The sequence below is a fragment of the Thiomonas sp. SCN 64-16 genome (assembly GCF_001725585.1).
GTDB classification, from domain to species: Bacteria; Pseudomonadota; Gammaproteobacteria; order Burkholderiales; family Burkholderiaceae_C; genus Thiomonas; species Thiomonas arsenitoxydans.
In genome coordinates this window covers 15,035-28,097 of record NZ_MEGQ01000012.1, presented here as the reverse complement: position 1 = coordinate 28,097, position 13,063 = coordinate 15,035, and the positions used below count along the sequence as shown (strand labels likewise).

10 protein-coding genes are annotated in these 13,063 nt (G+C 65.9%); 4 read left to right on the top strand and 6 right to left on the bottom strand.

The annotated features are described in order from the left end of the window. The first annotated feature begins 102 nt into the window (after nucleotides 1-102). Nucleotides 103-1,146 (top strand): T6SS phospholipase effector Tle1-like catalytic domain-containing protein, encoded by a 1,044-nt coding sequence (locus ABT24_RS05125; RefSeq protein ID WP_276732106.1) that lies wholly within the window; start codon nucleotides 103-105, stop codon nucleotides 1,144-1,146. Here the strand turns inward: ABT24_RS05125 and ABT24_RS05120 are convergent. Beyond that, nucleotides 1,134-5,081, bottom strand: a complete 3,948-nt coding sequence (locus tag ABT24_RS05120) for a DUF748 domain-containing protein (protein ID WP_276732107.1) — start codon at nucleotides 5,079-5,081, stop codon at nucleotides 1,134-1,136. The two genes, ABT24_RS05125 and ABT24_RS05120, sit on opposite strands and share 13 nt — an antisense overlap. A 111-nt stretch (nucleotides 5,082-5,192) precedes the next feature. Here ABT24_RS05120 and ABT24_RS05115 point away from each other — a divergent pair, with 111 nt between their 5' ends. Then, on the top strand, nucleotides 5,193-6,473 hold the full coding sequence (locus ABT24_RS05115; RefSeq protein WP_276732108.1) for a putative Na+/H+ antiporter: 1,281 nt from the start codon (nucleotides 5,193-5,195) through the stop codon (nucleotides 6,471-6,473). Nucleotides 6,474-6,501: 28 nt separating this feature from the next. Then, entirely contained in the window at nucleotides 6,502-7,407 is a 906-nt protein-coding gene (locus ABT24_RS05110) for an NAD(P)-dependent oxidoreductase (protein ID WP_276732111.1), read from the top strand. 71 nt (nucleotides 7,408-7,478) lie between these two features. Here the strand turns inward: ABT24_RS05110 and ppa are convergent, their stop codons facing one another. From ppa to ABT24_RS05090, 4 genes are all read right to left on the bottom strand, one after another. Continuing rightward, entirely contained in the window at nucleotides 7,479-8,009 is a 531-nt protein-coding gene (gene ppa / locus ABT24_RS05105; RefSeq protein WP_013104665.1) for an inorganic diphosphatase, read from the bottom strand. 36 nt (nucleotides 8,010-8,045) lie between these two features. Next, nucleotides 8,046-8,765 carry a BON domain-containing protein gene (locus ABT24_RS05100; protein WP_276732114.1) on the bottom strand — a complete coding sequence of 240 codons (720 nt, stop codon included), beginning with the start codon at nucleotides 8,763-8,765 and terminating at the stop codon, nucleotides 8,046-8,048. Then, nucleotides 8,762-9,361, bottom strand: a complete 600-nt coding sequence (locus ABT24_RS05095; protein ID WP_276732116.1) for a phosphoheptose isomerase — start codon at nucleotides 9,359-9,361, stop codon at nucleotides 8,762-8,764. Before ABT24_RS05095 ends, ABT24_RS05100 begins: the two co-directional genes overlap by 4 nt. Before the next feature lie 79 nt (nucleotides 9,362-9,440). Further along, complete coding sequence (locus ABT24_RS05090) at nucleotides 9,441-9,815, bottom strand: YraN family protein (RefSeq protein ID WP_276732157.1); 375 nt, start codon at nucleotides 9,813-9,815, stop codon at nucleotides 9,441-9,443. A gap of 7 nt (nucleotides 9,816-9,822) precedes the next feature. On the opposite strand from ABT24_RS05090, the gene rsmI reads away from it, so the two are divergent. Continuing rightward, nucleotides 9,823-10,704 (top strand): 16S rRNA (cytidine(1402)-2'-O)-methyltransferase, encoded by an 882-nt coding sequence (gene rsmI, locus ABT24_RS05085; protein WP_276732119.1) that lies wholly within the window; start codon nucleotides 9,823-9,825, stop codon nucleotides 10,702-10,704. Nucleotides 10,705-10,718: 14 nt separating this feature from the next. On the opposite strand, the gene ABT24_RS05080 is transcribed toward rsmI, so the two are convergent. After that, nucleotides 10,719-12,977, bottom strand: coding sequence for a sensor domain-containing diguanylate cyclase (locus ABT24_RS05080; protein ID WP_276732122.1), 2,259 nt, complete (start codon nucleotides 12,975-12,977; stop codon nucleotides 10,719-10,721). Nucleotides 12,978-13,063: the final 86 nt, after the last annotated feature.

The following is a 13,063-nucleotide window of genomic DNA, read 5'->3' as shown; positions in this document are numbered from 1 at the left end:
CCTGCGCGACACCGGGTTTGGGGGTGGGCAAGCCGCACGGGTCGCCCCATCATTCGCAAAGTCCAAACGTGAAAAAACGTAACACCTCTGCGGATTCCTCACATGAAACGCATCGCCCTCTTCGCTGACGGCACCTGGAGCAAGCCCGACCAGAACGACGGCAACGCGCCCACGCCGACCAATGTGGTCAAGCTCTCGGTCGCCGTCGCGCCGCAAGACAGTCATGGCATCGATCAGGTGGTGTTCTACCAAAAAGGTCTGGGCGAACAGGGCGGCCTGTGGGACAAAATCACCGGGGGCGCGTTTGGCCTGGGGATCTCGGCCAATATCCGCGAGCTTTACCTGTTTCTGGTGCAGAACTATCACCCGGGCGACCAGATCTTTCTATTCGGTTTCAGCCGCGGCGCGTACACGGTGCGCAGCGTGGGCGGGCTGATTCGCAATTGCGGCATCCTGCGTCCGCAGCATGTCGGCCGCGTCGGCGAGGCCTACGCGCTCTATCGCGACCGTTCGCCCGACAGCCACCCCAACGCGCCGCAATCCGTCGCCTTTCGCGAGGCCTACGCCTGGCCGGACGCGCCCATCGAACTCATCGGCGTCTGGGATACGGTGGGCGCCCTGGGCATACCCGTCACCCCGCTGCGCTTCTGGACTAAACCTCTGTACGAGTTTCACGACGTGGCGCTCAGCAGCCATGTGCGTTACGGCTATCAGGCACTGGCGCTGGACGAGCGCCGCAAGCCTTTCGTGCCGACGCTTTGGCAGAAGCAAAGCCACGCCACCGATCAGGTGGTGGAGCAGGCCTGGTTTCCGGGCGTGCATGGCGATGTGGGCGGAGGGCAAACGCTCACCGGCCTTTCTGACGGTGCGCTGCTATGGATGGCCGACCGGGCGCAACGCTGCGGTCTGGCGCTCGACCCGGCCCTGCTTCCCCCGCATGGCGACCCCGCCGCGCAAATGGGCGACACCCTGACGCTGTTCTACCGCCTTTTGGGCCAGCGCGAACGCCAGCCGGGACAGGCCAACCCCGCCGGTCACGAGGGCGTGCACACCTCCACCCTCAGCCGACACTCCACCCTGCACGATTACCGCCCCCCCGCGCTGGAGCGTTTTCTCGCCATGCGGCCGGTGACTTACTTGCCCTGAGCTGCGGCAGCAGAAGCGGCAGGCGCTTGCGGTGCCGTTGTTGGCGCTGTGGTCGGCGCTGTGGTCGGCACAGCGGCTGGTGCGCTTGCAGTGGCCTGACCTGAAGCCAGGCCGAGCGTGAGCACCACGTCCTTTTCCTGGTCTTTCTCGTGGCCGTTGCCCGCCATCTTGCCTGCCGTCTCTTCTGCGGCCTTGATCGCAGTCCCCATCTGCACCCGCATCGCAGGCAAGGCCTTGGGGCCGGTGGTCAGCGCAGTGACCACGGCCTTGGCCCGCGCCTGCGCCAGCGCGTCGAGAGCCGATTGGGGAATCACTACCGCCTTGGCCAACTGCGCCAGGATGGCGTGCAGCAAAACCTGCTCCGGCTGATCGGTTTTGGGCAGCGATTTTTTCAGCGCGTCGAGCGCGCTGGTCGGGTGCTGGTCGAGGTAGAGCGCGGTGATGGCATTGCGGGTGCGGGCATTGCCCAGATCGAGCGGGCCCGGGCTGACATCGGGCGGCACGGTCACGCCCAGCTTGAGCAGCACCTGACGACGCACCGAGGCCTGCTGCAGCGCGGCGGTGTCGCGCGCGACATCGAGTGTGGGCGGCACCTGCAATTCCAGCCGCGGCCGCTTGAGCAGCGCCTCGGCGATATGCAGCAGCTTTTCACGCTCGGGCGGCGCCAGCACTGCGCTGCCGGGGGCGAAAGCCACGTTCTGCGACGTTTGCTCGCCCCCGCCGCCGAACAGTGCGCCCAGCGCGCGGAACGGCGCGGTGACGATCTTGGTCAGCACGTTGACGATGGCCTGCCAGATGATGCCGCCGTAGCTGAACTTGGGGTTGTTCAGGTCGCCATGCACCGGCAGGTCGAGGTCGATCACGCCGTCGCTGTTTTCCAGCACGGCGATGGCCAGATCGAGCGGCAGGTTCATCGCGCCGGGACTGTCGACATGCGGGCCCAGCTTGAGCCGGGTGATGGTGAACTGGTTGTTGCCCTGCATCTGCGCCTTGACGATCTTGTACTGCAGCTTGGCATCGAGCCGCCCCGATTCGATGGTGCGCCCGGCAAACTTGCCCGAGTAGGGCGAAACCGAGGCCATGTTCAGGTTGCGGAAATCCAGCGTGACGTCGGTGTTCTGGGTGGCGCGGAAGGGCTGCAACTGCCCCCGCACCTTGGCCGAGCCGTAGTCGTTGACCTGACCGTCGAGTTCGATCTGGGCGCTGCTGTCGGGCGCGTCTGACAGACCGTTGATCACCCCGGAGAGCTTTTGCATACGCACCCGGAAGTCGGGCTTGATGGACTGATCGGTGAAGTCGACATCGGCATTTTCGATGGCGGTGCGGTCGATGCGCAGCGCCAGCGGCAAGGGTTTTTCCGCACTGTTGCCCACAGCGGCAGGCGGCGGGCTCTGGGCGGGTTTGCGCGTGAGCAGGATGGCCTGCACATTGAGCGTGCGGTCGGGGTTGATGACGATGCGACCATAGGGCTCTACCGCCTGCAGCGCGTTGATGCTGACCGACAGCGGCGCGCTATCGACACTCAGCCCGGTGGCCGCCAGCTTGCGCCAGCCCAGAAACGGCGTGCGCCCTTCGGGCTCGATCAGCGCGAGGTTGTCGATCTGCGCACGGCCGTCATAGCTCACCTTCGGCACGCTGCCCTGGCCCTTGCCCAGCTTCACGGTGCCGTCGGCCGAGACCGTTCCACTGGTGAGCAGCAGCCGCACATAAGGCGCCAGCAGACTGCCGTAGGGGGTGAGCGCAAGCTGCTGAAGTTGCACCTGCAGCGAACCGGCCAGCGGCTGCGGGGCCACTTGACCGCGGGCGCTGAACTGCCCGCCCTGCTTGAGCGCGAAGCGCACTTGCAGCGCAACGGGTTTGCGCAAATCCAGACTGAGGTTGCGGGCGCTGGCCTGGCCCTGCACCACATCCAGCCGAATGGGCGCGGAAGTCTGGCGATCTTCGACCTGAGCCGAGAAGTCGCGCAGAACAAGGCTTTTGAGTTGCAGATCGGGCGGCTTGGCGGCCGGGTTTTGTGCGGCAGGCTTGGCGGGTCGCGGCGCTGCGGAGGCGCGAGTAGCGGACGCGGGCACAAAGGCCTGCGCCCAGTTCAGGCCGTTCTGCGCCAGAGTCACCTCGGCATTCAGGCCGTCCACTTGCAGGGCTCCGGCGCGAATATGGGCCACGCCGGACGCGGGCAGACTGATTTCGCTGGAGCCGAGTTGCAGGCTTTTCCACCGTGCCAGCGCTTGGCGGGCGCTGTCGAGCTGCATCGCGCCGAGTTGCAGTTGCAGGTCTTTGGCCTGAACCTGCGCCGGGCTGCCCGCAGGCAGCACCACCTTGGCCGCGGAGTTCATCTTGAGGTCGCTGAGCTGCAGTTGCAGCGGCGCCTTGAAGCTCTGGTCGGTGTAATCCAGCGCCCGCACCCGGGTGGCGACGCGCTGCACTTCCAAGGTCCAGGCGGGTGCGGGCTGAGCGGCTTGAACGGCTGATGCAGGCGCTGAAGTGGGCACTGAGGCGGGAACTGAAGCGGGCGGGCTCGGCGGCTTCGACGCTTTGGAAGCGCTCATGGCCTGCAGCAGATCGATCTGCCCGTTCGCCAGACGCTTGAGCTGAACTCGGGCCGCGTCGAGCTGAACGGCGCCGAGTTGCAGGCGGCGCTGCGCCAGATCGGCCTGCACCGCATCGACCTGCAGCATGGGCAGCGAAAGCCAAGGCGCCGCCTGTGCAACTTCTGCGCGCAACTGGCTGTTCTGCAGGGTGATTTGCGGCAGTTGCAGGGTGCGCTGGGCCAGATCGACCGTGCCCGGCTGCGTCTGCAGGCTGCCCGCCTGCAGTGCGGCCTGGCCGATCTGCCCGCTGATGTCTTGCACGCGCAGCGGCCCGAAACCTGCGTGTTGCCGAGCCCAGTCGAGTTGCCCACCTTGTAGTTGCGCAGTGTGGAACTGCAGCTGATCGCTGCCTGAGGCGGCGCTCAATCCGTCCAGCGACAAAGACTGCATCGACACGGTGCGTTTGGCGCCATCGATTTTTGCCCCATCCAGTTTCAGGCTTTGCCACTGCACGGCGGCGGCGCCCACCCGCGCGGCCAAGGTCTGAATTTGCGCGCCGAGGTCATTGATCGCCCACAGCCAGCCTTGCTGCCCCTGCACCGCGCTGTAGGCCGCATGAATCGACGCCGTGCCCGAGGTGATCTGCAAGCTGCTCGATAGATTCGGCACGGCCCGCGCCGCGGCTGCCAGGTCGAGCCCGGTGAGTTCCGCCTGCCCGCCGGACACCAGCGGATTGACGCCCACATAGCCCTTCCAGCGCAGCGTGGCCTTCTGCTCGGGCAGCACCAGACTGATGGCGTATTGCCCGCGCGCCTTGGGCAGAGTGGACAGATCGTTGACCTGCACGTTCAAAGGCGTCAACTGCGTGGCATAGGGATGGGGGCGGTTGGCATCGGCGTAGCGCAGCGTGCCGCCTGCGATCTGCAACTGCTCGATCACCACGCGCGGGAGGGTGTCGGAAGGTTTGGCCGGTTTGGGGCCGCGCTGCAGGGCGCGCACCAGAGCGTCCCAGTTCATCGCGCCGCCTTGCGCAATGGCCACGTTCACCTGCGGCTGATCGACGCGGATTTGATGAAACGTCCACGCCCAGCGAAACAGGCTGACCGGGGCGAAATCAACGAACAGCTTGCCAAACCCCGCCAGCGGCACCCCTTGCGGCGTGCTCAGTTGCAGCTGGTCCACCGTGAGATTCAGGTGCAGGGGGTCGAACGCCACCTTGCCCACCGTGGCCCGGCTGTCGAGCCGCGACTGCGCCAGCTTGGGGATGTAATGCTCGGCCAGCGGCCCGACCGCAAGGTAGCCAAAAGCCACGTAAAACACGAACAGGCCCGCCACAATGAGCACCGGCAGGCTGAGCAGCACGCGGCGCAGTCGCCTCCAGACGGACGAAGCAGTGGCAGACATCAAAACCTCGCGAAAGATTGGATGCACTGCATTATGGCTCCACCCCGCGGCGCGGCGCCGCTTCGGCCGATACCATCCCTGCTTGTTGCGCAACTCAATCCACCCGAACCCATGACCGACTCGACCCCCGCTTATGTTCAGTACGTAGGCGCCGCCCTGTTTGCCATTGCGGTGATCCATACCTTTTCCACCAAATTCTTCGAGGGCCTGGCGCACCGCCAGCCCGCGCACGCCGGGCTGTGGCATCTGCTCGGCGAGGTCGAGGTGGTGTTTGGGTTTTGGGCCATGGTGCTCATGGTGTTTTTGTTCGCCACGCTGGGGCAGCATGAAGCGGTGGGCTACATCGACTCGCGCGATTTCACCGAGCCGCTGTTCGTCTTCGCCATCATGGTCATCGCAGGCACCCGGCCCATTCTTCAGGCTGCGGGCGACGTCGTCAACGGGCTGGAGCGCGCCCTTCCCCTGCCGGGCGCGATCATGTTTTACCTGCTTCTGCTGGTGCTCGTGCCGCTGCTGGGTTCGTTCATCACCGAACCCGCAGCCATGACCTTGGCCGCCCTTTTGCTGCGCGACCGCATTTTTCGCGCCGAAGTGTCGCTGCGGCTCAAATACCTCACCCTGGGGGTGCTGTTCGTCAACGTATCCATCGGCGGCACGCTCACCCATTTCGCCGCGCCGCCGGTGCTCATGGTGGCCTCGACCTGGCAGTGGGATCTGGGTTTCATGTTCACCCATTTCGGCCGGAAAGCCGCCATCGCGGTGGCCATCAACGCCGTGGGCGCCACCCTGATGTTCCGCCGCGAACTGGCCGGGCTGGCGCGACCGGCCGCGGTGGATACGCCCGACCCCACACAACAACGCGCGCCGCTGAGCGTCATCGGCATCCACCTGTTGTTTCTGGTGGCCGTCGTGGTGTTCGCTCACCACCCGGCGGTGTTCATTCCCCTGCTGCTGTTTTTCGTCGGTTTTGCCACCGCCTACGCGCGCTATCAAGACGCCCTGATGCTCAAGGAAGGCATGCTGGTGGGCTTCTTTCTGGGCGGGCTGGTGGTGCTGGGCGGCCTGCAGCAATGGTGGCTGCAACCGCTGCTCACCCGCATGGATGCCACGGCGGTATTTTTCGGCGCCACGGCGCTGACGGCCATCACCGACAACGCGGCGCTGACCTACCTCGGCTCGCTGGTGCAGGGACTGAGCCCCGAATTCAAATACGCGCTGGTGGCGGGGGCGGTCAGCGGCGGCGGCCTCACGGTCATCGCCAACGCCCCCAATCCGGCTGGCATCGCCCTGCTGCGCAGCTGTTTTGACGAAGGGGCGGTGCAGCCGCTGGGCCTGTTGGCCGCCGCCCTGCTGCCCACCGCGGTAGCGATGGGCTGCTTCTGGCTGCTGTGATCCATTTTTCCAACCACTTTTCTACCCTATGAGCACTCCCACCATCGTTGATTCTGCAACTCACACCGTCGCTTTTCTCGGCCTGGGCGTCATGGGCGACCCGATGGCCGGGCATCTGGCCCGCGTCGGGCACCGCGTGACTGTTTACAACCGCACCGCCAGCAAGGCGCACGACTGGGTGCGCCGCAACGGCGGGCATTCAGCGGCGACACCGCGCGAAGCCGCGGCGGGGGCCGACTTCGTGTTCTCCTGCGTCGGCAACGATGACGACTTGCGCGCCGTGACCCTCGGCCCGGACGGCGCTTTCGCCGGCATGCAGCCCGGCGCGGTGTTCATCGACCACACCACGACCTCGGCCGATGTCGCCCGCGAGCTAGGCCTTGCGACGCGCGAACGCGGCCTGTTTTTTCTCGACGCCCCCGTCTCGGGCGGGCAGGCCGGTGCGCAGAACGGCACACTCACCGTGATGTGCGGCGGCGAGGCCCCAGCGTTCGAGCGGGCGCAGCCGGTGATTGCCGCGTTCGCCCGCGCCGTCACCCGGCTGGGCGACAACGGCGCCGGGCAGCTTTGCAAGATGGTCAACCAGATCGCCATCGCCGGCGTGGTGCAAAGCCTGGCCGAGGCCATCGCCTTTGGCGAGCACGCCGGGCTGGATCTGTCCACGGTGCTGCAGGTGATCGGCAAAGGCGCGGCGCAGAGCTGGCAGATGGACAACCGCGGCCCGACCATGATCGAAGGCCGCTACGACTTCGGCTTTGCCGTCGATCTGATGCGCAAGGACTTCGGTCTGTGTCTGCAGGAGGCCCGCCACAACGGCGCGCGGCTGCCGGTCCTTGCCCTGGTCGATCAGTTCTACGCCGATGTGCAGGCGGCAGGCGGCGGGCGGCTCGACACCTCGTCGCTGCTCAAGCGGCTGCGTGATAAAAGCAACTGAAACTGCGGCGCCACAAAAGACAAAGACGACAAAGGCCACCCGAGAGTGGCCTTTGTTTTTACTGACGACGATTATTTGGCCGTGTAGCGCGCGGCGCTGGCGGTGATTTCGGCCCGCGCGGCATCAATCCCGGCCCAGCCTTCGGTCTTCACCCACTTGCCCGCTTCGAGGTCTTTGTAGTGGTTGAAAAAATGCTCGATCTGCTTGAGCAGTTCGGGCGGCAGGTCTTCGGGCTTCTGGATGTGGCGGTACTGCGGCAGCAGTTTTTCCACCGGCACGGCGATGAGCTTGGCGTCCACCCCGGCTTCGTCGGTCATTTTCAGCATGCCGATGGGGCGGCAACGCACCACGCAGCCATGCACCAGCGGAATGGTGGTGACCACGAGCACGTCCACCGGGTCGCCGTCTTCCGACAGGGTCTGCGGAATGTAGCCATAGTTGCACGGGTAGTGCATCGCGGTGGACATGAAGCGATCGACGAACAGCGTCCCGCTGGCCTTGTCCACCTCGTACTTCACCGGCGGCGCGTGCGCGGGAATTTCGATCACTACGTTGAAGTCGTCAGGCAGGCTTTTGCCCGCAGGCACGTCGCGCAAACTCATAATCAGTCCTTGGGTTAAGAGAGAGGTAGAGAAAATTTAGGCAGGATTATTGCCGCGTGGCTCGGGCGGCGGTGCGTTTTCCTTTTGCGGGTTGCGCATGTCCTGCAACTGCTGTTCGTTGATGATGTTGAACATGGTCACGACCTTCGACACGCCCGTGGTGTCACGTGCGATCTGCACGGCACGGTCGGCCTCGCGCTGGGTGACGATGCCCATGAGATAGACCACGCTATTGGACGTGGTCACCTTGAAAGCATTGCCGAAAATATCGCGGGCGTCGATCAGGCGGGCGCGCACCTTGGTGGTGATGAGGGTGTCGGTGGCGCTGCGGTTGAGATCGGCCACGGGCCCGATGTCAATTTCGTTGAGCACGGCCTTGACATTGGGTACGCCCTTGACGACTTGTTCGGCCTTCTGTTTGTCGGCCTCGCTCGGCACCTGGCCGACCAGCAGCACCTGCTGGTTGTAGCTCACGGCGCGCACATTGGCATCAGCGCCCAGGGCGGAAGAAATGCGGTTGTCCGCCTTGAGCTCAATGGTGTTGTCTTCGAGGATGGAGCCTGCCGTGCGTCGGTCGGTTGCCACATAGGCGGTGGTGCCCACCGCGCCCAAACCCAGCACGAAGCAGCCCTGCAACTGCGTGGCCGCGAGCACGACGGTCAGCAGACTGGCCGCGCGCCACAAACCGCGCGAACGACGCACGCCGCTCGCCGCAGAAGCCGATTTAGAACAAATATCCACGTTCATCTGTGTCATGCCAAAGACTCCGGTTCACCCATCAGCACCCAGTCTAAGCCATCGCAAAGGCAATGCAACGTCAGCAGATGCACCTCCTGGATGCGGGCGGTACGGTCGTTGGGCACGGCGATATGCACATCCGCTTCGCGCAGCAGGCCGGCCACCCGGCCGCCAGTGCGCCCGGTCAGCGCCAGCACGCTCATCTCTCTGGCCTGCGCGGCCCGCACGGCTTCGACGATGCTCGACGAATTGCCGCTGGTGCTGAACGCGACCAGCACATCGCCGGGCAGGCCCAGCGCCCGCACCTGCTTGGAGAACACATGGTCGAAACCATAATCGTTCGCCACGGCGGTGAGGGTGGAGGTGTCGGTGGTGAGGGCGATGGCGGCCAGCTCGGGGCGCTCGCGCTCGAAGCGGCCGACCAGTTCCGCGGCCAGATGCTGACTGTCGGCGGCCGATCCGCCGTTGCCGCAGATCAGAATCTTGTGCCCGTTCGACACCGCCGTCGCCAGCACATCGACGGCGCGCGCGATCGGCCCGGTCAGCGCCTCGGCCGCCTGATACTTCAGATCGGCGCTGTCGAAAAAATGCTGCTGGATACGCTGCTCTAGCATGATGTGACTGAGAGACAAAAGGGCGATGTTAGTCGGGGTCGAGTGCCTGTGCGGCCCGCGTGTTGTCCTGCCTGCGTCGTCATTCTTCCGCCGAAAACGCGCCGGGCAGCCACTCCAGCTTGCCCGCTTCCAGCGCAACCACATCGAAACGGCATGTCGGCTCCTCGACCAGACGCGCCAGATAGTGACGCGCGGCCAGCACAATACGGCGGCGTTTGTGCGCATCGACACTGCCAGCCGCCCCGCCATACGCCGCCGCGTTGCTGCGGGCGCGCACCTCGACAAAGACCAGCGTGCCGTCGGCCGCGCGCATGATCAGGTCGATCTCGCCGCCCCGCACCCGATAATTACGCTCGACCAGCCGCAAGCCGCGGGCCTGCAGCTCGGCACAGGCCTGCGCTTCTGCCGACTGCCCCAGACGGCGCGCCGCGCGCTGCTTCCACATTTGCAACATGCCCGCCATGTCCACTCCCCTCCAAACCGCACTGGAATTCTGCGCCCAGCAGGATTTTCCGCCCGCGCTCTACATGGTGGCCGCGCCCATCGGCAACCTGGCCGACATCAGCCTGCGCGCCCTGGCCGCGCTGCACCATGCCGACCGCATCGCGGCGGAAGACACCCGGGTGGCGCAGCGTCTGCTCGAAGCCTACGGGCTGCGCAAACCCACGCTGCGCTGCGACCGGCACCGCGAGGCGCAGGCCGCGCAGCACATCGTCGCCGCAGTGGCCGCGGGCGAGCGCGTGGCTTTTCTCAGCGACGCGGGCACGCCGGGCATCAGCGATCCGGGCAGCCGCATCGCCGCGGCCGCTCATGCCGCCGGGCTGCGGGTGATGCCCCTGCCGGGCGCCAGCGCGGTGACGACGGCGCTCAGCGCCAGCGGCCTCGATCTGCACTCGGGTTATTGCTTCGCGGGATTCGCGCCCGAAAAGACCGTGGCGCTGCGCGCCTTTCTGCAGGCCGCGCTACAGGCTTCGCGGGTGACGGTGTTTTTCGAAGCCCCGCACCGGCTGCGCGACTGCCTGCTCACCTTGCTGGAGCTTGACGCGCAAGCGCAGCTCGTCCTCGCCAAGGAGTTGAGCAAACAGTTCGAAACCCTGCTGCCCTGCACGCCGCAAGCCGCGCTCGACTGGCTCGATGCCGATCCCCGGCGGGCGCAGGGCGAATTCGTGCTGCTGTTGCAGCCGCGCGCGCCGGTGGCGGAACTCGACACCCGAGCCGTCGCCTTGCTGCAGCGGCTGGCGCAAGAATTGCCCGCCTCACGCGCGGCCGCGGTTGCGGCCGACCTCACCGGGCTGAAGCGCGATGCGCTGTACCGCTGGCTACTCGATCAAAAACAGGGCTGATCGAGCGCCCCGCCTCACACCGGCGCTGGAGCTTCACCCGTCCAGATTTCCACCCGGTTGCGTCCGGCTTGTTTGGCGCGGTAGAGCGCCTGGTCGGCGCGGTCGAGCAATTCGTCAGCGTCCATCAGGGTGGACGTGGGAAGGAACTCGGCAATGCCGATGCTGGTGGTCAGCGTCAAGCCATCAGGCGCGCTCGAGGGCAGGCAGCTGGCTTCCTGGATGGACAGCCGCAGGCGCTGCGCCACATCGAACGCGACCTGCCGCGTGGTCTGCGGCAGCAGAATGGCGAACTCATCGCCCCCCAGCCGTCCACACAGATCGGGCCCGCGCAACTGCTGCATGCAGGTTTGCGCAAAACAGCGAATGACAGCGTCGCCCACCTGATGGCCGAAGCGGTCGTTGATCTGTTTGAAACGGTCGATGTCCAGCGCCAGCACCACGAACGGGCTGCCCTCACGCTGCGCGCGGCGCAGTTCCAGTGCGGCGCGGGCCAGAAAGTAGCGGCGGTTCGGAATGCCGGTGAGCGTGTCGGTGTAGGCCAGATTGCGCAATTCGCTTTCGCGCGCCTTGGCCTCGGTGATGTCCTTGAAGGCGAAGATCAGCGCGTCGTCGTCGCGGTAACGCCCCCGGGTGACCGACAGCAGCAGCCAGACCTCGGTGCCGTCGAACCGGCGGAACTGGGCCTCCACGCCGCGCACGATGCCGCCTTCGCGCTGCAGCCGAGCCAGCAGTTGATCGCGATCGACCGAGTCGCCCCAAAGAGGCCGCATCGACTGCCCGGCGTGCTCCGCATACGAGCCGCGGAACAGACTGTCGGCGGCCTTGTTGGAAAACAGCAGCGCCGCGTCGCTGGTGCGGGTGATGACCAGCGGCACCGGCGACTCTTCCGCGAGGAAGCGAAAGCGCTGCTCGTCTTCGCTGAGTTGCTGCTGCAACTGCTTGATGGCGGTGATGTCCTGCATGCTGGTGACCACGCCCACGATCTGGCGACTGACCGCGTCGCGCACCAGCGCCTTGTTCAAAATCCACACCGTGGGCTCATGATCGGGATGCAGATAAGGCGCTTCGCGCGTGACCTGCAGGCTGCCGGAGAGCAACTCGCTGTCCATGTCTTCCCAGATGCGGCCCAGCGTCGTGCCGAGAATCTGCGTTCCGGTACGGCCGTGAATTTCCGGGCCGCTGAGCCCGACGAGCAGGTTAAAGGCCACGTTCACCCGGGTGAACCGCCCCTGCGGATCGCTGAACGCCACCGGGTTGGGCAGGGCGTTGAGCAGTGATTCCTGAAACCGCAACTGCGCCTGCGTGGTGGCCTGGCTGATCTGCAGCGCGGCGGTGCGACGGTTGACCTTTTTTTCCAGCGTGGCATTGATGTCGCGCACCTGTTTGAGTGCCACGGTGCGCTCGTTGGCCAGCAATCCGGCGAGCAGCATGGCGCTGGCGAACGCCAGCAGAATGATCTGCATGGACATGAAGCGGTCGCTGCCCAGCATGCTGTACATCGGGCCTTGCTGCAGCACGGTCGCCGTCACGATCAGCAGGCTGATGACCGCGCTCAAGGCGGCGGAAACCGCCAGCGGCAAGCGCATCGCCGACCACAGCAGCGGCAACATGACCAGGCTCGCCAGCCCGATGGGCAGCGCGCTCTGGCCGACTGGCATGAGATAGACCAGCAGAGTGCCGATCACCGCGAGCGCCGGCAGCCACACCATTTCCCCGTTGAACGCCGCCCGCAAGGTCTGCAGCGACACCCGGCGCAGCAGTTCGGCGGCGGGGGTGAGCACCACGATGCTGGCCATATCGGTCACCCACCATTGCACGCCCAGATCAGGCGAAACGGGCGTCCGGCCAAAACCGAAGGTGGCCGCAGCAGCGGCCCCCACGGCCGCAGAGACCCCCGCGCCGATTACGCCCATGGCGCCGATGAACCAGAGACCGTCGGCCGTCGTCTCGAAACCCTGCCAGCGCGCGCGTCGCCGCAGCAGCCACAGACCGAGCAGCGGCCCGAGGACATCGCCCGCCGCGATCAAGGCACTGGCCTGCAGTCCCCAGCCCAACAGCATGTAGTCGCTCACCCAGGACGCGAGCGCGATGGCCGGCACCATCGACGGCCCGCGCGCAATCAGGCCGAAGGCCGCCACGGCCGCCGAAGGCCACAGAATGAGCTCGCTCGACCGCACCCCGAGCACCAGCCAGGCCACCAGGATGTAACACGCAGCGAGGCCCACTGACCAGAACAGCCAGCGAATCACGGAGCGGGTGGACACGGAGCACATGAGGGCGTTGCAGCAGGGTCAGTGAGTCAAAGTTTCAGGGCAGAAAACGACATTTCATGAAGAGAAAACATCCCAAAAAATCGGTC

Excerpts from the sequence above, each read along its gene's own strand:
- ABT24_RS05090 (WP_276732157.1), bottom strand. The coding sequence starts at position 9,815 with ATGTTGCAAATGTGGAAGCAGCGCGCGGCGCGCCGTCTGGGGCAGTCG.
- rsmI (WP_276732119.1), top strand. The coding sequence starts at position 9,823 with ATGTCCACTCCCCTCCAAACCGCACTGGAATTCTGCGCCCAGCAGGAT.
- ABT24_RS05125 (WP_276732106.1), top strand. The coding sequence starts at position 103 with ATGAAACGCATCGCCCTCTTCGCTGACGGCACCTGGAGCAAGCCCGAC.
- ppa (WP_013104665.1), bottom strand. The coding sequence starts at position 8,009 with ATGAGTTTGCGCGACGTGCCTGCGGGCAAAAGCCTGCCTGACGACTTC.
- ABT24_RS05095 (WP_276732116.1), bottom strand. The coding sequence starts at position 9,361 with ATGCTAGAGCAGCGTATCCAGCAGCATTTTTTCGACAGCGCCGATCTG.
- ABT24_RS05120 (WP_276732107.1), bottom strand. The coding sequence starts at position 5,081 with ATGTCTGCCACTGCTTCGTCCGTCTGGAGGCGACTGCGCCGCGTGCTG.
- ABT24_RS05100 (WP_276732114.1), bottom strand. The coding sequence starts at position 8,765 with ATGACACAGATGAACGTGGATATTTGTTCTAAATCGGCTTCTGCGGCG.
- ABT24_RS05110 (WP_276732111.1), top strand. The coding sequence starts at position 6,502 with ATGAGCACTCCCACCATCGTTGATTCTGCAACTCACACCGTCGCTTTT.
- ABT24_RS05115 (WP_276732108.1), top strand. The coding sequence starts at position 5,193 with ATGACCGACTCGACCCCCGCTTATGTTCAGTACGTAGGCGCCGCCCTG.
- ABT24_RS05080 (WP_276732122.1), bottom strand. The coding sequence starts at position 12,977 with ATGTGCTCCGTGTCCACCCGCTCCGTGATTCGCTGGCTGTTCTGGTCA.